Raw genomic sequence first — 21,759 nt, 5'->3', positions numbered from 1 at the left:
TGAGGTATCTTTTTCATGGCCGTCTTTACACAAGTGTCGCCGGAGGACGCCCGCAACTATCTGCGCGCCTACGACATCGGCGAACTGGTGCATCTCGAAGGCATTGAGGAAGGCGTTTCCAACACCAATTTCAAGGTGCAGACCACCAGCGGGCTTTACGCCCTGACCCTGTTCGAGGCGGCCACGCCCATCGATGACCTGCCGTGGTTCATGGACTACACCCTCTATCTCGACCAAAAAGGCTATCCGGCACCGGGGCCTGCGCTCAGGCGCGATGGTCAGGCGCTGGGTGAGATCAATGGCAAGCCCTGCGCCCTGATCAAATGGCTGCCGGGCCGCTGGCCGCGCAATCCCGATACGCGCCACGCCGCATCCGCCGGTGAATATCTGGCGAAACTGCACCTGATGGGCGGTGATTTTCCGGTTTTCAAGGCCAATGCGATGGGGCCGCAGGTCTGGCCAGACCTGATCGCGCGCTGCGAACCGAAGGCCACCGCCTCGCCGCGCCCCCTTGATATTCTGGCTGAGTTTCGCACCGAACTGGCGGTCTTGCGTGAAAGCTGGCCGCAGAACCTGCCCTCAGGCGCGATCCACGCCGATTATTTTCCCGACAATGTGCTGATGAGCGATGACGGCCTCGTCACCGGCGTCATCGACTATTATTATGCCTGCACCGACAGCTTCGCCTATGATCTGGCCGTGGCGCTCAATGCCTGGGGCTTTACGCCGGGCGGGCAGGCCGAACCCGATATGATCGCGGCCTTCATCAGCGCCTATCACGCCGCGCGTCCCTTATCCGCAGCCGAGATTGCCGCCCTGCCCCTGCTGGCGCGCGGCTCGGCGGTGCGCTTTACCCTGACGCGGCTTTATGATCTGCTCAACCACGATCCGTCATGGGTGGTGAAGCCGAAAGACCCGGAAGCCTTCTATCGCCGTCTCGATTATCATCGCAGTATCGGCGACGGTCACGCCTATTTCACAGTTTAGATGTCCGGTGTGAGCTGACCGCCACCGGGCAGGGGCCAGCTCTTGTGCGCCAGCCACGGATTGCGGTGCGGATCATAATAGAGGGTGTGGCCGCCCGACTGGATATTGCTGATGGCATCGGGCGCGGTCGTGCCCGTGATGACCAGCTTGCCGACATGGGTGTCGCCGGGCAGGATCCAGTCGCTGCCCGCGTCAAGCGTTACATCGGTATTGGTTGTGGTTTTGCCGGTCAGGTGCGACTGGTCGAGCAGGCTGACACGGATGCTTGAAATCACATCGGTGGCGAAATCGCCGGTCAGGGTTTCGCCGTGCAGCTCCAGCTCGGCCTCGCCGCCATTGCGGCCCAGTTCGCCCCCCTGTCCGGCGGCGGCGCGCAGGATGACGGGGCTGTCGAGGGTGACCCCTGTCAGCACGATATGGGCGCGGGCATTGCTGACCAGAAGCGCGGCTTCGCTGCCCGCCAGATGGCTGTCGTGAAGATCAAGCTCGGCACGGTGCACGGCGGCATCGGGCGCGGGAATCAGCAGCTTGTCAATCGGCACCACCTTGCCGGCATCGGGATCGGTGGACTCATCGGCAGGCGCATCCGGCCCGTCCATGTCCTGATCGTCCCCGGCGGGGTGCGCATGGCCCGCCGCGCCGCGTGGCGCGCCGGCATGAGTTTCGGCCCCGGATACCGAAACGGCATAGTTGGCCGATTGCAGGTCGGCATGGCTGAGGCTGATCTTGTGCGCGCCCTCAACAGCCAGACCGTCTGAACGTTCGGCCATGCCCTTCAGCCCGTCGCCGGTCATATCGCCACCGGCCAGTACCAGCGGTGAATTGGGGCCCATCGTATGCAGGATCAGGCTGGACAGGGTCATCGGCGCGCCACCCTGGCTGGCGATGGCGGGCGACTGATCGCCTTCGGTGTGGATGGTGAGCCCCGTGGCGTTCAACTGCGCCCCGGCGCTGGCCTCGACGCCGTAAGCATTGCCGGCGCGGGTGGTGATGGTGAGGTTTTGCAGGTCAAGGCGCGATTGCGGCCCGACCACGAAGGCGGCATTGCCGCCGGAGCCCGTGGTGGTGATGCTGCCGCCGGTTAGAGTTGCGCTGCTGCCTTCATTGAGCAACAGGGCCGAATTGAGGCCGCTGCCCCGGCTGTCATCGAGCAGGGATACCGTGCTGTGGCTGGTCAGGGTGGCGTTTTTCAAGGTGAGGCTGCCGCCGCGGCTGATGAAGATGACCGACACATCGGGCTTGTCGCTGTTGAGCGTCACATCCGAGCCCGCCTTGCTTTCGCCGATAATATTGACCACGCCGGTCAGACGCATGGCTACCGGCAATTGCGGCGGGGGCGCAGGCATGGCGTTTATCGGGGGGGCATCTTTTTGCGCATCGCCCGACTGGCCGCCGCCACGATGATGACCGCCACCGCCCCGGCCTCCTCCGCCCATGCCTTGGCCACCCATGCCCTCACCGCCCATGCCGCCGCCCATCTGGGCGAAGGCTGTAGGTGCGAAAGTCGTCAGGGCCAGCAGGGCGCAGCCGAGATAGAGATGATGACGCATGAACAGGCTCCCATAATCAGGTCGCAGGCTTAACAAGCGATCCCGGCAAGACTATGCGGGAAATATGTCAGATATGAAACGCTTAACCGAAAGCCCTAACCGAAACTTTTGACCACTTCCAGCGCGGCGAATTCGTCATTGCGAATGACCTGAATGGTTTCCTTCTGGCCGTGCAGACGGGCAATCGCTTCGGGCACTTCGGGGGCGAAGCCGAGCGCATCGGTGACAAAAGCCGGAAACTTGGCCGGATGGGCCGTGGCCAGAGCGATTTGAGGTTGATGAGATTTTTGGCCTGACGCTTCGCTTCTTGAGGCCGAACCGCGCTCAAAAGCCGCCGCCACAGCCACCGCCGTGTGTGGGCAGATCACCTTGCCATAGCGCTCATAAACGGTTTTGATCGTCGCCTTGGTGGTGGCCTCATCGACCTTGCTGGCGCTCACCTCGGCTTGCAGAGACGCTTGCAGATCGGGCGACAGATGCACATCACCGGTGGCGTTGAAATCGTTGAATAAGCTTTGCGTGCCCGCCGCATGACGGCCTGAGGCTTCAAACACCAGCCGCTCGAAATTGGACGGGGCTTGCACATCCATCGACACCGAGGCGGTTTCCACGGCCTGACGGCGCAGATAGTGGCCGGAATTGATCACCATCGCCAGGGCGTCATTGGAATTGACCGCCGCGTGCAGATCGCCGACATTACCGCCGATCCTGCGCGCCACCCAGCCCGCAAACGCATCGCCGAAATTGCCGGTCGGCACCACGAAATCGGGCTTATCCGCGCCGCTGGCTGCTGCCGCGGCCAGATAATAGGGCGTCTGGCCCAGCAGACGGCCCCAGTTGATCGAATTGACGCTGGAAATCAGGCCGCGTTCTTTCAAACTCGCTTCGCCGAGCAGGCGCTTGACGATGCGCTGGCAGTCGTCGAAATCGCCCTCGACGCCGACATTGAGCACATTATCGGCCTCCACCGTCGTCATCTGCAAACGCTGCACCGGCGACACACGGCCGAGCGGATGGAAGACCACCAGCCGGACGTGCTTTGATCCCGCAAAGGCGCGCACAGCGGCGGCCCCTGTATCGCCCGACGTGGCCGTCACCAGAGTCAGTTTTTCGCCGTTCTGCGCCAGGGCCGCGTCGGTGAGCGGCGCGATCATCTGCATCGCCATGTCTTTGAAGGCGAGCGTCGGGCCGTGATAAAGTTCGAGCAGCCACAGATTGTCGTCAAGCTGGGTCAGCGGCGTCTGACCGTCACGCAGAAAGGCCGCCTTGGTGCGCGCCGCCGCCAGTTTGACCGCCTCAGCCCCCAGCACATCGACGCCGAACAGATTGAGCAGGTTTTCGGTCAGCGCGCCATAATCGCCCGCCGCGCTGGCGGCCAGGTCGAAACCGGGCTTCGGATAGGTTTGCGGTACATAGAGCCCGCCATCGGGGGCTAAGCCATCGAGCAGCGCGCCTGCAAAGCTACGCGGTTCGTGAAAGCCTCTTGTGCCGATATAGTTCATGTTATGACCATTTCCTGTGACGGGGCTCTGAGACAGCTTAAGGCCCCGCATGGCTGATTGCAGCTTGCGCAGCTTCGGCCTTTGCCGGTAAAAGCGCGATAGTTTTCAAAGCGCGCCCTAACATTTTATGCCGGTCAGGAAAAGTCTTTAGATGTCGGATACCGTAAATTCGCCGCTGGGCCTGCCGGACGTTTTGCGCACCGCCACGCGCGTCACGATCAAGGTCGGATCGGCCCTGGTGGTCGATGCCGCTTCGGGTGACACGCGCGATGGCTGGATGCGCGGTCTGGCCACCGACATTGATGCGCTCCATGCGCAAGGAAAAGCCGTCGTGCTGGTGTCGTCGGGTGCGGTGGCTCTGGGGCGGCGCTATCTCGGCCTCACGCGCAAAAAGCTGAAACTCGATGAAAAACAGGCCGCCGCCGCCGCCGGTCAGCCCAAGCTGATGAGCGCGTGGGACGCCGCCTTTGCCGCCGTGGGCCTGAAAACCGCGCAGGTTTTGCTGACGCGCGAAGACACCGAAAAACGCCGCCGCTGGCTCAATGCCCGCGCCACCATCGACACCCTGCTGGGCCTCGATTGCGTGCCCATCGTCAATGAAAACGACACGGTGGTGACCGAAGAAATCCGTTATGGCGACAATGACAGATTAGCGGCGCGCGCCGCGCAACTGGTGCGGGCCGAGGCGCTGGTGCTGTTGTCCGATATTGATGGTCTGTACACGGACGATCCACGCCGCAACCCGGATGCGCAGCATATGGCCGTGGTCGAAAAGCTGGATGCGTCGATTGAGGCGATGGCGGGCGGCGCCAATCTCGCGGCGGGCGTCGGCACGGGCGGCATGGCCACCAAGATCGCCGCCGCCAAAATCGCCGGATCGGCGGGCTGCGCCACCCTGATCGCCTTTGGTGACATTGCCCACCCCCTGACCCGGATGGGCAAACACACGCTGTTCCTGCCGCAGGCCAGTTTGAGCGCCGCCTATAAGGCGTGGATCGCCGGCACGGTGGAACCGGCGGGTAAGCTGAGGCTTGACGACGGCGCGGTAAAGGCGCTGCGTAATGGAAAATCGCTTCTGCCCTCAGGCATTGTCGAGGTGACGGGCACGTTTGAAAAAGGCGACAGCGTATCGATCATCACGCCTGCGGGCACGGAAATCGCGCGCGGCATCGTCACCTATTCGTCCGAAGCCATTCTCAGCATTCGCGGCCACGGCAGCCAGGAGATTGAGGGGATACTGGGCTACACGTCCGGCGATGAAGTGATCCATCGTGACGATATGGCTTTGGTGTAGGGGGCGCATTCAGAAACTCATCATGCCGAAGCGACTCTGATTACATTCAAAAATTCTTCTTATACCTCCCCGGCTTGCCGGGGAGGGGAACCGCACGAAGCCGCAAAGCGGCTGAGATGCGGTGGTGGGGGTTTTTGCTTCTCTAATTTTCAGAAAGTCAGTGAAGAACCCCACCACCACGAGCCTTTCTTTGCGCGGTGAAGTCTTGTGTTGGCTCGCGGTCCCCCTCCCCACCAAAGGTGGGGAGGTATGACAACAAACGATATTCACACGGAACATCTCGTATTTTCCTGATTTTGCGCTATATAGTCGCGGCGTAACAAGGATTTCGACATGGACGACCAGAGCGCCTTATCATTACAGCAATTGATGACCGGCATGGCGGAAAAAGCCAGGGCCGGGGCCGAAGCCCTGCGTCTGGCCGGGCCAGATGTGCGCACGAAAGCCATTGTCGAGGCCGCCAAAGCCATCCGGGCGCGTGAAGCCGAAATTCTGGCCGCCAATGAAAAAGATCAGGCCTTTGCCCGCAATAAGGGCCTGACCGACGCCATGATCGAACGCCTGATCCTTAATCCGGCGCGCGTCGAGGCGATGGCCAAGGGCCTTGAAGAGGTCGCGGCTCTGGCCGATCCGGTCGGGCGCGAACTGGCGCGCTGGACGCGGCCCAATGGGCTCGACATCGCCCGCGTCACCACGCCGATTGGCGTGATCGCCATCATCTATGAAAGCCGCCCCAACGTCACCGCGGATGCCGCCGCCCTGTGCATCCGCTCGTCGAACGCCGCCATTTTGCGCACCGGTTCGGAAGCGCTCAATTCGGCCCTGGCCATCTATGCGGCCTTTGAGGACGGCTTCCGGGCGGCGGGTCTGCCCGCATCTTGCGTGCAACTGGTGCCGACCTCCGACCGCGACGCCGTGGGCCTGATCTTAGGCGGGCTTGAGCGCACCATCAATCTGATCATTCCGCGCGGCGGGCGCTCACTGGTCGAGCGCGTGCAGCGCGAGGCGCGCGTGGCGGTTCTGGCCCATCTCGAAGGGCTGAACCACACCTATGTCCACGCTGCCGCTGATGCCAAAAAAGCGGTCGAGATCGTCGTCAATGCCAAGATGCGCCGCGTCTCGGTATGCGGGGCCACCGAAACCCTGCTGATCGACGAGGCGGTGGCGCAAACCCTGCTGCCCGACATTGCGGCGGCGCTGGAAGCGAAGGGTTGCGAACTGCGCGGCGACGATGCGGCGCGTGCTATCGTCGCCTCGATGAAGCCGGCTACCGAAGAGGACTGGCGCACCGAATATCTGCTGCCCATCCTGTCGGTGCGCGTGGTGGCGAACGAAGCCGAGGCCATCAACCATATCCAGACCTATGGTTCGGGCCATACCGAAGCCATCATCACCGAGGATGCGCAAGCTGCCGAAACCTTCCTCAATGAGGTCGATTCGGCCATCGTGATCTGGAATGCCTCGACGCAATATGCCGATGGCGGCGAGTTCGGTTTCGGCGCGGAAATCGGCATTTCCACCGACCGCCTGCACGCGCGCGGCCCGGTGGGGGTCGAGCAGCTCACCACCTTCAAATATGTGGTGCGCGGCGATGGTCAGGTGCGGCCGTAAACTTAACCGGCCCTTTACGATCCCGTCACACAATCTTCGCCGTATCAGGTTAATGACGCTGTTCTCTGAACATTATGCGTAAACCGACAAGGGCCTTCATGACGAAGCGGCGCTCTCTTTGGGACGTGATCCCCTTCAGCACGGTCATCGGCGTGGCCGTGCTGATCGCTATGGCTTTTGTGGCCGAGTTGCAGCCGTTCATTGTTTATGTGGCCCTGCTGGTGATCGCCTACACCCTGTTCCGTTCGGTGGTGCAGGCGTCGGACGCCGAAGATCGCATCGCCGCGCTGAAGGCGCCGGAAAAGCTGGTCAAGGTGCAGCCGCAGGGGCCGAGCTTTCAGGAGGTGCTGCGCGCCCTGCCTGAGCCGGTCATGGTGGTGGCCGGTTATGAGCCGGACGACATCGCCGCGCGCTGGATCGTGTTCGCCAATGCGGCGGCGCAGGCCACGTTTCAGATTCGCGGCGAAGGCGGCAGTCTGGTCAGCGCCATCCGCAATCCCGAAGTGCTGGAATGCGTCGATGAAGCCCTGTTCGGCGGCCTGACCGGCAGCGTCGATTTCGACACCAATGGCGGCGCGCGTGATCGCTTCTGGCGGGCCTTCGCCGCTCCCCTGCCGGTCGATGGCGCCATGAAAGGTGAGGCCAGTTTTCAGCGTCTGGCCGTGGTGGTGATCCGCGATGAAACCGATGTGCGCCGCATGGAAAAGATGCGCGCCGATTTTCTGGCCAATGCCAGCCACGAACTGCGCACGCCGCTGGCCTCGATCAGCGGCTTTATCGAAACCCTGCGCGGCCCGGCGCGTGACGACGAGATGGCGCGGGAGAAATTCCTGCCGATCATGGCGGCTCAGGCCGAGCGCATGGGGCGGCTGATCAATGATCTTTTGTCCCTGTCGCGCATCGAGATGAACGAGCATGTGCCGCCTGCGGGCGAAACCGATCTGGTGCTGGCCGTCAGCGACGTGGTGGACAGCCTGACCGTGATCGCCCAGCAGAAGAAGGTGCGGCTGAAGCTGGAAAGTCCGCGCCCCGGTCTTTATCCGATTACCGGCGAACGCGATCAGATCGTGCAGGTGGTGCAGAATCTCGTCGATAATGCCCTGAAATATGCTCCCATTGGCAGCGAGGTCAGTGTGAAGGTGCGCTTCGACATGCGGCTTCAGGACGCGGCCACGCCGTGCGAACCGCAGGCGGCGCGTCTGGTTCTGCTGCGGCCCGACCGCAATATGCACGACTATTATGCCTGCATCACCATCCGCGATCAGGGCCCCGGCATCCGCCGCGAACACCTGCCGCGACTGGCCGAACGCTTCTACCGTGTCGAGGGCCAGAAATCGGGCGACCGGCTGGGCACGGGGCTGGGTCTGGCCATCGTCAAGCACATCGTCAACCGCCATCGCGGCGGACTGGCGGTCGAAAGCATCGGCGCCAATGGTTTCAGCGATGAGGATCTGGCCCATCTCGAACGCACGCCGCCTGCGCCCAAAGGCGGGGCTGCGGACAGCCATATAGCCAGCCTGCCCGCCGCGCCGCCCGCCACCTATACGGCCTTTTCGGTGTGGCTGCCGCAAAAGGGCGCTTACGGGGTCGGCCAGCCCGTGCCGCGCCTCGTGGTGGAAGACGAAAGAAAGGGCGCGGCTGGCGAATTCAAGGATGCGGGCTGAACTGTCATAATTTTAAGGGTTCATCAGCCCTGTCATTATAAAACTGTCACAGAATGCCCGTATGTGGGCTATGATCCGGGATTATGGCGACGCTTATCCGGCGTCTTGTAACCCTGAATTTCGAGGACAAACGGTGGCCCTGAACATGAATCCGCATATCGTCAAAACCTATGGCGACGAACTCGACCAGTTATCGGCAGAGGTCGTTCTGATGGGCGGCCTGGCCGAGGCACAGGTGGCCGACGCTGTTGAGGCCGTAGCCCGCCGCGATGTGGCGCTGGCCCAGAGTGTCGTGGCGCGCGATCACCGCCTCGACGAACTGGAAAAGGATGTCGAGCGCAAGTGCATCCGCCTGATCGCCCTGCGCCAGCCGATGGCCGACGATCTGCGCAAGACCGTGGCGGCCATGAAGATCGCCACCTCGCTGGAGCGCATCGGCGACCTGGCCAAGAACATTTCCAAGCGCGCCATCGTCATTTCCGAAGCCGAGCCGATGGCCCCGCTGACGCGCTCGATCGAGCGCATGGGCAAGCTGGTGTCGTCGCGCCTGCGCGATGTGCTCGACGCCTATAAGGGCGGCAAGATCGATCTGGCGCAAAGCGTCTGGACCTCCGATACCGAGGTGGACGAGCATTACAACGCCATGTTCCGCGAACTGCTGACCTATATGATGGGCGATCCGCGCATGATTTCGGCCTGCACCCATCTTCTGTTCATGGCCAAGAATCTCGAACGGATCGGCGACCACGCCACCAATATGGCCGAGCATATCCATTACGAGCTGACCGGCGAAGACTATGTCGAGGATCGTCCCAAGGGCGATACGCTGTCGCCGTCTTAACCGCTCAAAGGCCGCGAGGCTCGCCGCGTCAGCGGCGGCGGGCAGTCGCCCTTGCCAAATACCAAGCTGGAAGCCCTGCATGAAGCCCTACATCATCATCGCCGAAGACGAAGACGCTCTGGCGACCCTGCTCAGCTATAATCTCGAAAAAGAAGGCTATGAGGTTGGCATTGCCACCGATGGCGACGAGGCGCTGGTCATGGTCAAGGAGCGTCAGCCCGATCTTCTGGTCTGCGACTGGATGATGCCCAAGGTGTCGGGCATAGAAGTGTGCCGCCGCCTGCGTCAGGTGCCCGCCTCGCGCAATCTGCCCATCGTTATGCTGACGGCGCGTTCGGAAGAAAGCGACCGTATCCGCGGTCTCGATACCGGCGCCGACGACTATGTGGTCAAGCCGTTTTCGATGACCGAACTGATGGCGCGCATCCGCGCCGTCCTGCGCCGCATCCGCCCGGCCCTGTCGGAAGACCGCGCCGAGTTTGGCGAGATCATCGTTGACCGCCTGTCGCATCGCGTGCAGCGCGCCGGCCGCGATATTCACTTAGGCCCTACTGAATACAAGCTGCTCGATTATCTGATGCAGTATCCGAGGCGCGTCTTTTCACGCGAACAACTGCTCGACGCCGTCTGGGGCAATGATGTCTATGTCGAGGCGCGTACCGTCGATGTCCATATCGGCCGCCTGCGCAAGGCGCTCAATGACCGCGACGATTTCGACCCGATCCGCACGGTGCGCTCGGCGGGTTATTCCCTCGACCTGCAAGGTTAAGAACCTCGCTGCCCGTCTGGTGTATCAGCCCTCGACGTAAAACGTCTTCGAGCAATATTCGCAGGTGATATGCACCCGGCCATCGGCCTCGCGCATCTCCCTTTGCTCGTCCTCGGAAAACGACAGAACCAGATCTTCGACCCGTTCCTGCGAGCAGCGGCACAGGCGGAAAACCGGCTTGGCCGGGGCCAGCCGTACGCCGTCTTCGTGGAACAGCCGGTACAGGAGCTTATCGGCGGTCAGGTCGAAATCGGTCAGTTCGTCCTCGCCCAATGTGGCGAACAGGGCGCGGATATGATCGAACGATTCCTTGGTTTCGCCGCGCGTCTGGTCACCGGCTATGGCCTGAATCATGGCGCCGGCGGCGCGCCATTTCGGCCCGTCCGGCCCGTTCACTTCGGCGACGGCCAGCTTGACCTGGGTAGGCACCTGTTCGGACTGGGCGAAATAGTGTTCGGCGCACAGGGCCAGGCTTTCGCCCTCAATAGGCGTGACGCCCTGATAGCGATCCATCTGGTTTTCGGGATCGAGCGTCATGATGAAGGTGCCCTTGCCCAGCAGGTCTTTCGCGCCGGGGCGCACGAAGCTGCCTTCATGGGCGGCGACCAGCGCCTCCAGCTCACCGGCGTCGAAGCGGCAGAAACCGCGCAAACCGCCGCGCGTATCGTAATCGGCCACCACGTAACGCACCGGCCCATCGCCCTGCGCCTGCATGATCAGCCGTCCCTCGAACTTCAGCGACGAACCGACCAGCACGGCCAGCACGCAGGCCTCGCCCAGCAATCCGGCGATCAGGTCAGGATAATCATGCGCTTTCAGGATCTGGTCGAGCGTATCGCCGATGCGCACCAGACGGCCATGCACCGGATGGGTTTCGATGACGAAACGGGCGGAATAATCTTCAAATGGATATTCGATTTCGGACATAAAAACACACGGAGGAGGACGGATGGGACTTTAGCTATTCGGGATTTGCGCCCCTCTTAAAGAATTCGCTGCCGCCGCGCCATAATAAATGACCGTGGCGGGTTGTGCGGCGGGCACTTTTGGCCTATCGGCAATCACAAATTCAGAACAGGGCGACGGTCGCCGTCATCGTTGAGCGCGGCCGCTGCCTAAGATAGGCGTGACCGACATGAATGCAAGCTTCTCCGCTCCGAACCACGCCACACTGGTGCTCGATTTCGACTCGACCTTCACACAGGTCGAGGCGCTCGACGTGCTGGCCGAGTTGCTGTCGGCGGCCGATCCGGCCCGTCAGGCCGATGTGGCCGGCATCAAGGCCCTGACCGATCAGGCCATGTCGGGCGAGATCAGCTTCGCCGACGCCCTGCAACGCCGCGTGCAGATCCTGAAACCGACGCGCGAGGATATTGCCTCGCTGATCGAGGTGCTGAAGGGCCGCATCACGGCCTCGATCGAACGCAATAAGGCGGTTTTCACGGCAAATCCCGGCAAGTTTCGCATCATTTCAGGCGGTTTTCACGAATTTATCGATCCCGTGGTAGCCGAACTGGGCATCGAGGCCGAATATGTGCTGGCCAACCGCCTGCTGTTCAATGCCGATGGCGTGGCCACCGGCGTCGATCAGGCCAATTCCCTGTCGCAGGACGGCGGCAAGATCGCGGCTGTGCGCCAGCTTGGCCTGTCGGGCGACATCGTGATGATCGGCGATGGCTGGACCGATTACGAAGTCTATCAGGGCGGGGCGGCGACACGCTTTTACGCCTTCACCGAAAACGTGGCGCGCCCGCGCGTCGTCGGCGCGGTCGATGGCGTTTCCACCCATGTCGCCGCTTCGTTCGATGAGGTTTTGCACGCCGAGGGCTATGAGGGCCGCTATTCCTTCCCGCGCTCGATGCTGAAGGTGCTGCTGCTCGAAAACATCCACCCCGACGGCATCCGCGCCTTCCGCGAAGAAGGCTATGATGTCACCACCGTCAAGGGCGCGCTCGACGAGGATGCGCTGATCGAGGCCATTCAGGGCGTGCATGTGCTGGGCCTGCGCTCCAAAACCAATCTGACGAAGAAGGTGCTCGACCACGCTGACAAGCTGATGGCGGTCGGCGCGTTTTGCATCGGCACCAATCAGATCGATCTGAAGGGCTGTTCGGAAAAGGGCATCGCCGTTTTCAACGCCCCCTATTCCAATACGCGCTCGGTGGTGGAGATGGTGATGGGCCTGACCGTCATGCTGACGCGCAGCATCCCTGACAAGTCGGTGGCCATGCACCAGGGCAAGTGGGACAAGTCGGCCACCGGCGCCCACGAAGTGCGCGGCAAGACGCTCGGCATTATCGGCTATGGCGCCATCGGTTCGCAATTGTCGATTCTGGCCGAAGCCTTCGGGATGCGCGTCATCTATTATGATCTGGCCGAAAAACTGACGCTCGGCAATGCGCGCCGTTATCGCTCGCTCGACGCCATGCTGGCCGAGGCCGATGTGGTCAGCCTGCACGTCGATGGCCGCCCGGAAAACAAGAATATGTTCGGTGCGGCGCAGTTTGCCCGCATGAAGGACAATGCCCTGTTCATCAACCTGTCGCGCGGCCATGTCGTCGATATTGATGCGCTGGCGAAAGCGCTCGACTCGAGCAAGCTGTATGGCGCGGCGGTCGATGTCTTCCCCGAAGAGCCGCGCACCAATGACGATCCGTTTGAGTCAAAGCTGATGGGCCTGAAAAACCTCATCCTGACGCCGCATATCGGCGGTTCGACCGAAGAGGCGCAGGAAGCCATCGGCCAGTTCGCCTCGGAACGTCTGCTCAACTTCCTCAATCGCGGCGACACCACCTTCTCGGTCAATATGCCGCACGTCCAGCTATCGGAAGTGCAGGGCCGCCATCGCTTCTTACACCTGCATCAGAACGTGCCGGGCGTCATGGCCGCGATTAACGCCATCATGGCCAAGTATGATCTCAATGTGCTGGCCCAGCACCTGAAAACCAATGAAAGCCTCGGCTATGTCATCGTCGATGTCGATCGCGGCTATCCGAAGGAAGCGCTCGAAGAGCTGAAGGCGGTGGGTGGTACGCTGAAGTTCCGTTCGCTGATTTAGCTCCTCCCCAGATCGCAGGGGAGGGGGGCCGCACGAGGGCGTCACCGTACATGGTGACGCCTGAGATGTGGTGGTGGGGTAGTTTCCGCGACCGGAACACCAAAGCAGCTTCTCATTCCCGCTCCGGCGCACTAGAGCAACGAGCGTTTAATTTGACTTACAAATTGAATGCGAGATGCGGAAAAACGTAAAATGTAGAGCGGGTTGCATGCCTTTGACCGATTCAATCAGAATGCAGACCGCTCTAAAAAACCCGAAAAGGGAAACATGCCATGCCGACCGACTTCACCGCCTTTGGCGAACTGCTGATCCGTCTGAGCGCCACTGAAGGCCGCCAGTTGGAAACCCTGCCCGATCTCGCCCTGCATGTCGGCGGGGCCGAGGCCAATGTCTGCGTCGGCCTGGCCCGGCTGGGCCATGCCACGCGCATGATCAGCGTGGTGCCGGAAAATCCGCTCGGCATTGCTGCGCGCAACGAACTGCGCCGCTGGGGCGTCGATACGGCGCAGGTGGCCTTTGCGCACGGCCGGATGGGGCTCTATTTCCTGACGCCGGGGGCGATTCATCGCCCGTCCGATATTGTCTATGATCGCTCAGGCTCAGCCTTTGCCGAGGCCGATTTCAGCGCCTTTGACTGGAAGGCCGCGCTTGCGGGCTCCTGCTGGCTGCATGTGTCGGGCATTACGGCGGCGCTCGGCGAAGCCAGTTTCCGCGCCGCGCTCACCGCCATGCAGGCGGCGCAGAAGCAGGGCATATCCGTGTCGTTCGACTGCAATTACCGGCCCAAGCTCTGGCAGGCCTGGGGCGGTGATGCGCCGAAACTGATCGGCCAACTGATGAATGAGGCCGATCTGATCTTCGGCGGTCACCGCGACATCGAGCTGGTATCGGGGCAAAAATTCGCCGATGCGCGCGCCGCCGCCGATCATGGTTTCCTGACCTGGCCGCGCCTGAAGCGTCTGGTCTGCACGCGCCGCGAACAGGTCAGCGCCGACCATAACCGTCTGGCGGGTTTGATGTTCACGCGCGACGATACGCTGGAAACCGCCATGTACGACGTGGCTGGCATTATCGACCGTATCGGCGGCGGCGACGCCTTTGCCGCAGGCGTGCTGCACGGGCTGATCCACGGCAATAGCGACCAGAAGGCGCTCGATTACGGCATTGCCAATGGCTGCCTGAAACACGCCCAGCCCGGTGATCTGTCACTGGCCACGGCGTCCGATCTCGACGGTTTTTTGAGCGATGGCGGCTTTGACGTGCGGCGGTAAGCGAGATTCACCACGGAAACGAACTTCGTTTCCGTGGTGAAAACCTACAGCCTTTCCAGCGGCAGCACCTCGACGCGCGCCCCGGCGCTCATCGGCGGGGTATTAGCAGGCAGGCGGATCAGCGCATCGGCCTGGGCAAACACGCTGACCAGCGACGAATCCTGATCGGCGAAAGCCCTGACCTGCAACTGGCCCTGCAAGGAGGAGGTCAGGCTGCCGCGCAGGAAGGTTTCGCGCGGCCCGGCCGCCGAAACGGGGCCTTGCAGCACGGCACTGACGAATTGCGGCCCCGCCTTCATGCCAAGCGCCGCCTCCAGCCAGGTTTTGAGCAGCAATTGCGCCATGACGAGCGCTGAGGCCGGATTGCCGGGCAGGGACAAAACCGCCGTGCCGCCCGCCAGTTGGCCAAACGAGGTCGGCTTGCCGGGGCGCGCTTTCACGCTGTCGAAGGCGCGTTCCAGGCCCAGCTTATCGAGCGCCGGACGCACCAGATCAAGATCACCGACACTGGCCCCGCCGACCGTGACGATCAGATCGGGCGCATCCTCTTTGATGATCTTTTTCAACGCTTTGTGCAGGCCCTTGAGATGATCGCCCGCCACGCCGACAAAGCTGGCCTTGCCGCCCCAGGCCGTAATCAGGGCCATCAGGGCGTGCGAGCCGGACTCAAAAATCTGGTCGGGCCTCGGCGTTTCGCCGGGTTGCACCAGTTCATTGCCGGTGCATAAGATCACCACTTCGGGCCTGCGCCGCACGGCGACCTCGGCCAGACCCGCCGCCGCCACCAGCGCCAGCCGCCAGCCGTCGAGCCTGAGGCCCGTTTCAAGCAGGGCTTCGCCGGCGCGGAAATCCTGCCCCGCCGGACGGATATGGCGCGGGGCGGTGGTGCGGCCATCGGGCAGGATGGTCAGCCAGTCATCATGGCGTTCGGTGTTTTCCTGAATGACGATGGTGTCGGCGCCTTCGGGCACGGGCGCGCCGGTGAAGATGCGCACGGCCTCGCCCACGCCCACCTTGCCGGAAAAGCGCTGGCCCGCCTGACTTTCACCGATGAGGCGCAGCAGCGGGATGTCGGGGGTCAGGCTGTCGGCCACAACCGCATAACCATCCATCGCCGAGGCGGCAAAGGGCGGCTGATCGCGGCGGGCTAATACCTGTGCAGCCAGAACGCGGCCCGCCGCCTTGTGCAGCGCCACCTCCTGTTCGGGCATCAGCGGCGCGGCTTTGCGCACCAGATCGATGGCCTCGTCAATCGTGAGCATCTGGCCCATCAGACTTCTTTCAGTCTGGGCATCAGTTCCACCATGTTGCAGGGGCCGTGGCGGCTGTCGAGCTGCCAGCGGATCACCTTGTCCCAGCCGTCCTTCACCGCCCCGTTCGAACCGGGCAGGCAGAAGATGAAGACGCCATCGATGATCCCGGCCAGAGCGCGCGATTGCAGGGTGGACAGGCCGACCGTCTGATAGCTGAGCATGTGAAAGAGGGTCGAAAAACCTTCGATGCGCTTGGAAAGGATCGGCTCAACCGCTTCGGGCGTGACATCGCGGCCCGTAATGCCGGTGCCGCCGGTGGAAACAATGGCGTCGATCCCGCCACTTTTCACCCAGGCCTTCACCTGAGAGCGGATGGCCTCAATGTCGTCGCGCACAATGGCGCGGCCCGCCAGATGGTGACCGGCGGCTTCGATGCGCGCCGCCAGCACATCGCCGGATGTGTCACTGTCTGCGTCGCGCGTGTCGGAAATGGTCAGGACGGCGATGTTGACCGGTTTGAAGGCGCGGTCTTCGTCGATGCGCCCGCCGCCGAGCCAGAGCCTGTCCTTATCCGTGATCGCCGTCATGATCGCCTCTTCATCCCGATGCTGAGAGGCAGATGTAGCGCCTGCGGCAGCGGCGCTCAAGCCATTGCCTTTTATCAATCGAAATAAAGGGTGTCGCTGTCGTCTTCGCCCTTTGGGTCTGGCGCATTGCTGAGGCGCAGCCAGGCGTCGAACACGCCCTGCGGCACCTTGGCCGGGCGCGGTTCGCCGGGTTTCAGGCCTTGCACGAAGTTGAACTTCAACCCCATGCGGTTGGCCATGCTCCAGGCCGCCGTGCCGCGCCTGACCGTATGGGTGTCGAGATCGAGCAGCCAGATTTCCGCCGGGATTTCGGTCAGGTTTTCCATCGCCACGCGCGCCCCCGAAGCGCTCTGATCGAGGATGCGGCAGGGTACGGTCTTGTTCTCGGCCAGCAATAGCAGCGCGCCGCGATCATCGCAGACGAAACGCGGTTCGGCGCGGCGGTCAGCATATTGATCGGGCATGATGATTTCAACCTTGTCTGCCTGCTGGCCGAAAGCGGACTGGCCGGAAGCGGGCTGGCCGGGAACGGAAACGGGGCGGCGGAAAGGCGTGGTCATGGCGGTCTGTACCCTGCAATTAGAACGTTTCCCCAAAAAGTGGCTCCACTTTTTGGATAAGGAAGAGCGATAAAACAAAACTGAGAGCGCCGATCTTGAGTCTATCAGATCGAAAAGCGCTCTAAGCGATCGACCGCAAAATCGGCCAATAGGGGATACGCTGATACTTATAAGCTGGATTACTGAAACGGCACTTTTTCGGGCTTTTTTGCCCTGATTTTTTTGCCCGACCTTTTTGTCAGGCACGGCTGGGGTCGGCAGGCGAATCTTCGTCCGCTGGCCGCCTGAAGGCGACGCCTGTGTTCAGTTTAGCGGGCCTTGGTTTACAAACCGTTGTGATATTGTGACCGCGAAGTCAGTTTTTAAAAGAGACGTTTATACTATATTACCACTCTTGACTTTCTCTGCACTTGGGTGCATGTAGCGCCCTTCGCAGTTGCGAAAAATATAAAGCGCTTCCTCCGAGGCGCCGCTGGCCGCGTGAGATATGCCCGCTGAATGGCGGGTGCATATCGCCAGCACTCAAGGCCGTCTTTCATGATGGCCTGTCTATGTCATCCGAACCGTGTCACGCGAACGCTTCGCCCATTCATCGCCCCTCCGCTGACCGGAGACGGGCGCGGCGTCTGTGTACGCCGTTCTGTAGAAAGCTGTCCTTGCGTGACGCACTTTAAAGACCTGGGCCTGTCGCCCACCCTTCTGATGACCCTCGAAAAGCAGGGCTATACAACGCCGACGCCGATTCAGGCCCAGGCTATCCCCCATTTGCTGGCCGGACACGACCTGCTGGGCATCGCCCAGACCGGCACCGGCAAGACGGCGGCCTTCGCCCTGCCGATCCTGCAACATATCCTGACCAACCGCCAGATTCCGGCGCCGAAGACCGCCCGCGTGCTGGTTCTGTCGCCGACGCGCGAACTGGCCTCGCAGATCGCCGAAAGCTTCAAAACCTATTCGCATGGCCTGGGCCTGTCGATCGCCACCATCTATGGCGGCGTCAAATACGGCCCGCAATATAAGGCGCTCAATGCCGGTCTCGATATTCTGGTGGCCACGCCCGGTCGCCTGATCGACCATATCGAACAAAAGAGCGTCGATCTGCGCGGCGTCGGTTTCTTCGTGCTCGACGAAGCCGACCAGATGCTCGATCTGGGCTTCGTCAAGCCGATCCGCCAGATTGCCGCCCGCCTGCCGCACAAGCGCCAGAACCTGTTCTTCTCGGCCACCATGCCGAAGGAGGCCGGTGTTCTGGCCTCGGAACTGCTGACCGATCCGAAAAAGGTCGAGGTCACGCCCGAAGCCACCACGGCGGAGCGCGTTGAGCAGAGCGTCATCTTCATCGAAGCCCAGTGCAAGCGTGCTCTGCTCAGCGAGCTTTATGCCGAAGCCAAGCTCGACCGCACCCTGGTCTTTACCCGCACCAAGCGTTCGGCTGACCGCGTCGCCGCCTATTTGCAGGCCGGTGGCGTCGAAGCCGCCGCCATCCACGGCGACAAGAATCAAAGCCAGCGCGAACGCGCCCTGCAAGCCTTCCGCGCCGGTAAGGTGCGCGCGCTGGTCGCCACCGACATCGCCGCGCGCGGTATCGATGTTGATGCCGTGTCGCACGTCATCAATTACGAGCTGCCCAACGTGGCCGAAGCCTATGTCCACCGCATCGGCCGCACAGCGCGCGCCGGTAAATCGGGCGTGTCGATCACCCTGTGCGCCGATGATGAACGCCGTCTGCTGAAAGACATCGAGCGCGTCACGCGCCAGCGCATTCCGTCGTTCGACCGCCGCAAGGACAATGCGCTGAAACTGCTCGACGAGGCCATTCTGGCTTCGGGCAATACCGAAAAGCCCTCGACGCCCGACCGCCTGCCCGAACACCGCAAGAAGGGCGATCCGCGTCCCGGTTCCGGTCGTGGCCGTGGCCCGAATCCCGAAGCGCGCCATTCCGACCCGGACGCCGAATTCGTCCATAAGCGCGGCCGTAACCGCCCCGATCATGCCGCGGGCCGTCCGTCTTTTGCTGGCAAGCCCTATGCAGGCAAGCCGGGCGGCAAGCCGTTCGGTGAGCGCAATGAGCGCCCGGCGGGTGAACGTTATGATCCGATGGCCACGGAACGCGGCGCGCTCGATACGCTGCGCCCCGACCAGAAGGCGAAAAAGCCTTTCAAGGCGCGTAGCGCTGAGCCTTCGCGCGCCCCCGCAGCCTTTAATCGTGATGATCGCCGTGATGACCGTCCGGCCCGCTCGCACGTCGATGGCCAGCCCGTTAAGGTCAAGCCGCGCGGCAAGCCCGCCCACGGCCGCAAGGACAATGCGTCCAAGGGCGGCATGGGCAAGGGTGGCTTCGGCGGTGATCGCGCGACCCACTATTCCGAACCGCCCAAGCCGCGTTCGGAAGGTGCCCAGTTCAAGCGTCGTTCGCGCGCCTGATCTGCGCTTAAAATCTGAAAAGCAGCAAAGGCCCGCCGATGGCGACCATCGGCGGGCCTTTGCGCCATTTTCACGGTTGTGTGATGAGGTGGTTTGCCCTTAAATAGCCGCGCACGCGTTTTAACCAGGATTCCGCCCCAGATGAAAGCCGCCCAACCGGCCGCCCGCACGACAGCCTTCGCCGGGATCCGTTTCAGCGTGGCCGGATTCACCGCTCCGGCGAGCCTCGTCCTGTTCGGACTGATCCTGATCGCGCTTTTCGTTATGACGGGCTGCACCGCCAAAAATGCGCAGAATAATGATCCGATGGCTATGGTGGCGCGCACGCTCGATGATCATTCGTGGGCGCGGCCGCAGGAGGCGCGCGTCAAGAATGTCGATCTCGACCTGACGGCGGACTTTGCCAAGAAAACCCTGGAGGGCACCGCCACCCTGACCCTGGTGACCGAGGCCAATGCCAAGCAGGTGATCCTCGATACACGCGCCCTCGATATTCAGGATGTGACGGATGCCGCCGGTGCGCCGCTGAAATACACGCTCGGCAAGGGCAATGAGATAATGGGCCGCCCTCTGACCATCGAACTGCCGCAGGGCGCGCAGACCGTGGTGGTGCGTTACGCCACCGAAGCGGGCGGCACGGCCCTGCAATGGCTCGATCCGGCCCAGACCGCCGGTAAGAAGCTGCCCTTCCTGTTCAGCCAGGGCGAGGAGATCAACACCAGAAGCTGGATCCCGACGCAGGATTCGCCCGCCATCCGCCAGACCTATACGGCGCGTATCGTCGTGCCGTCCAATCTGGTGGCGGTGATGGGGGGCGACCGGCTGACGCCGAAGGGCGAGCCGGTGGATGGCCATCCTTCGCTGCGCGCCTTCCGCTTCGATATGGACAAGCCGGTGGCACCCTATCTGATCGCCCTGGCCATTGGCGACATCGGCTTTAAATCTGAGGGCCGCAACACCGGCGTCTATGCCGAGCGCGCCGTGCTCGACAAGGCGGCCTATGAATTCGCCGATATGCAGGCCATGCTGGATGCCGCTGAAAAGCTGTATGGCCCCTATCCGTGGGGTCGCTATGATGTGCTGGTTCTGCCGCCGTCCTTCCCCTATGGCGGCATGGAAAACCCGACCCTGACCTTCGTGACCCCCACCGTCCTGACGGGCGACCGCTCTTTGGTATCGGTGGTGGCGCATGAACTGGCCCATTCGTGGTCGGGCAATCTGGTCAGCAATGCCACCTGGGAAGATTTCTGGCTCAATGAGGGTTTCACCACCTATGCGGAAAACCGCATCATGGAGGCGGTGTACGGCAAGGATCGCGCCGATATGCAAAGGGTGCTGGGCTGGCAGGATTTGCAGGCCACGCTGAAGGAGCTGAGTGAATCAAACCACGGCGATTTCACGCGCCTGCATCCCGATCTCAGCGGCGTCAATCCTGAAGACTATGTCAGCGACATTCCCTATCAAAAGGGCGCGGCCTTCCTGCGGATGCTGGAGGCCCATTTCGGACGCGCCCGGCTCGATGCCTATCTGAAGGGCTATTTTCAGCGCTATGCCTTCCACAGCATGACCACCGATGCCTTTGTGGTCGATCTGCGCGAAAACCTGCTGCACAATGACGCCAATCTCGAAAAATCGCTGAAGATTCGCCAGTGGCTTTACGATAAGGGCCTGCCCGATAATGCCGTGGCACCGACCTCGCGCCTGCTCGATCAGGTGAAGGCGCAGGCCGATGCCTTTATGAACGGCACGGCCCCGGACGATCTCGTCACCACCGACTGGACATCGCCACAATGGCAGTATTTCCTGACGCAACTGCCCGACACCTTGAGCCTTGATCAGATGGCGGCGCTCGACAAAGCGTTTGCCTTTACCGAAAGCCATAATGACGACATCCTGTTCGACTGGCTGATGCTGGCCGTGCAGCATCATTATCTGCCCGCCATGCCCGTTTTGCACGATTTCCTGATCGCGCAGGGCCGTCTGAAATATGTCATGCCGCTCTATAAGGCGTTGCTGGCGCAGGCGGACTGGGGCGTCGATATGGCGAAAAAGACCTATGCCGAAGCCAGGCCGGGCTATCACCAGATCACGCGCGCCAGTGTTGAAAAACTGATGCCGTAAGCGCGGATCAGCCTCTTCGCTCAGGCCAGTGAGTTCCGATGCGCCTGTCTGCCAAGGCTCCGTCGCGGGAAGGCTTGCAAAAGTTTTTCGTGGCCCAAATCTTACTCCATTCAACCGGAAGACTGGCCACGGATAAGGGAAGATGAATCTGTCTTATCCGTGGTGAAAAAATCCACCTTCCCGGAAACGGGGCAGGACGAGGAGGCATAAAAGCCACGCCGGGCCGGTGATTTTACGGCGGTGCACAGTTCGCGTATTTACGAAACG

16 protein-coding genes are annotated in these 21,759 nt (G+C 62.1%); 10 read left to right on the top strand and 6 right to left on the bottom strand.

The genetic code is table 11. The features are described 5' to 3' along the window. Positions 1-15 precede the first annotated feature (15 nt). Positions 16-987, top strand: coding sequence for a homoserine kinase (gene thrB / locus QB905_RS09810; protein WP_282974776.1), 972 nt, complete (start codon positions 16-18; stop codon positions 985-987). On the opposite strand, the gene QB905_RS09805 is transcribed toward thrB, so the two are convergent. Both QB905_RS09805 and thrC read right to left on the bottom strand, forming a co-directional pair. Beyond that, positions 984-2,537 (bottom strand): hypothetical protein, encoded by a 1,554-nt coding sequence (locus QB905_RS09805; protein ID WP_282974774.1) that lies wholly within the window; start codon positions 2,535-2,537, stop codon positions 984-986. The genes thrB and QB905_RS09805 overlap by 4 nt on opposite strands. 95 nt (positions 2,538-2,632) lie before the next feature. Continuing rightward, positions 2,633-4,039 (bottom strand): threonine synthase, encoded by a 1,407-nt coding sequence (thrC, locus tag QB905_RS09800; protein WP_282974772.1) that lies wholly within the window; start codon positions 4,037-4,039, stop codon positions 2,633-2,635. Between the two features lie 151 nt (positions 4,040-4,190). Between thrC and proB the strand changes: the two genes are divergently transcribed. From proB to phoB, 5 genes are all read left to right on the top strand, one after another. Then, positions 4,191-5,333, top strand: a complete 1,143-nt coding sequence (proB, locus tag QB905_RS09795) for a glutamate 5-kinase (protein WP_282974771.1) — start codon at positions 4,191-4,193, stop codon at positions 5,331-5,333. Positions 5,334-5,666: 333 nt separating this feature from the next. Next, positions 5,667-6,944 carry a glutamate-5-semialdehyde dehydrogenase gene (locus QB905_RS09790; protein WP_282974769.1) on the top strand — a complete coding sequence of 426 codons (1,278 nt, stop codon included), beginning with the start codon at positions 5,667-5,669 and terminating at the stop codon, positions 6,942-6,944. A gap of 98 nt (positions 6,945-7,042) precedes the next feature. Then, positions 7,043-8,608 carry a sensor histidine kinase gene (locus tag QB905_RS09785; protein ID WP_282974767.1) on the top strand — a complete coding sequence of 522 codons (1,566 nt, stop codon included), beginning with the start codon at positions 7,043-7,045 and terminating at the stop codon, positions 8,606-8,608. A gap of 145 nt (positions 8,609-8,753) precedes the next feature. After that, entirely contained in the window at positions 8,754-9,449 is a 696-nt protein-coding gene (gene phoU, locus QB905_RS09780; RefSeq protein WP_282975612.1) for a phosphate signaling complex protein PhoU, read from the top strand. A gap of 79 nt (positions 9,450-9,528) precedes the next feature. After that, on the top strand, positions 9,529-10,218 hold the full coding sequence (gene phoB / locus QB905_RS09775) for a phosphate regulon transcriptional regulator PhoB (RefSeq protein ID WP_282974765.1): 690 nt from the start codon (positions 9,529-9,531) through the stop codon (positions 10,216-10,218). Between the two features lie 24 nt (positions 10,219-10,242). On the opposite strand, the gene QB905_RS09770 is transcribed toward phoB, so the two are convergent. Then, entirely contained in the window at positions 10,243-11,145 is a 903-nt protein-coding gene (locus QB905_RS09770) for an Hsp33 family molecular chaperone (RefSeq protein WP_282974762.1), read from the bottom strand. Between the two features lie 208 nt (positions 11,146-11,353). On the opposite strand from QB905_RS09770, the gene serA reads away from it, so the two are divergent. Together serA and QB905_RS09760 are read left to right on the top strand one after the other, a co-directional pair. Continuing rightward, positions 11,354-13,276, top strand: coding sequence for a phosphoglycerate dehydrogenase (gene serA, locus QB905_RS15325; RefSeq protein ID WP_282974760.1), 1,923 nt, complete (start codon positions 11,354-11,356; stop codon positions 13,274-13,276). 272 nt (positions 13,277-13,548) lie between these two features. Continuing rightward, complete coding sequence (locus tag QB905_RS09760; protein WP_282974758.1) at positions 13,549-14,547, top strand: sugar kinase; 999 nt, start codon at positions 13,549-13,551, stop codon at positions 14,545-14,547. 44 nt (positions 14,548-14,591) lie between these two features. On the opposite strand, the gene QB905_RS09755 is transcribed toward QB905_RS09760, so the two are convergent. The 3 genes from QB905_RS09755 to QB905_RS09745 all read right to left on the bottom strand — a co-directional run bounded on the left by QB905_RS09755 (position 14,592) and on the right by QB905_RS09745 (position 16,947). After that, a complete protein-coding gene (locus tag QB905_RS09755) occupies positions 14,592-15,818 on the bottom strand; it encodes a molybdopterin molybdotransferase MoeA (RefSeq protein WP_282974757.1) in 1,227 nt (408 codons plus the stop codon). Beyond that, the gene (gene moaB, locus QB905_RS09750; protein WP_282974755.1) at positions 15,818-16,387 is read right to left on the bottom strand and encodes a molybdenum cofactor biosynthesis protein B; all 570 of its coding nucleotides are present in this window, start codon (positions 16,385-16,387) and stop codon (positions 15,818-15,820) included. The genes QB905_RS09755 and moaB overlap by 1 nt, the downstream gene beginning before the upstream one ends. Positions 16,388-16,461: 74 nt before the next feature. Further along, complete coding sequence (locus QB905_RS09745) at positions 16,462-16,947, bottom strand: hypothetical protein (protein WP_282974753.1); 486 nt, start codon at positions 16,945-16,947, stop codon at positions 16,462-16,464. Between the two features lie 660 nt (positions 16,948-17,607). On the opposite strand from QB905_RS09745, the gene QB905_RS09740 reads away from it, so the two are divergent. Then, entirely contained in the window at positions 17,608-19,371 is a 1,764-nt protein-coding gene (locus QB905_RS09740) for a DEAD/DEAH box helicase (protein WP_282974751.1), read from the top strand. A gap of 141 nt (positions 19,372-19,512) precedes the next feature. Then, positions 19,513-21,492: a M1 family metallopeptidase gene (locus QB905_RS09735; protein ID WP_282974749.1), complete on the top strand. Its 1,980-nt coding sequence runs from the start codon at positions 19,513-19,515 to the stop codon at positions 21,490-21,492. Positions 21,493-21,759: the final 267 nt, after the last annotated feature.

The organism is Asticcacaulis sp. EMRT-3 (genome assembly GCF_030027245.1).
Lineage (GTDB): Bacteria > Pseudomonadota > Alphaproteobacteria > Caulobacterales > Caulobacteraceae > Asticcacaulis.
This window is presented reverse-complemented; position numbering and strand designations above follow the sequence as displayed.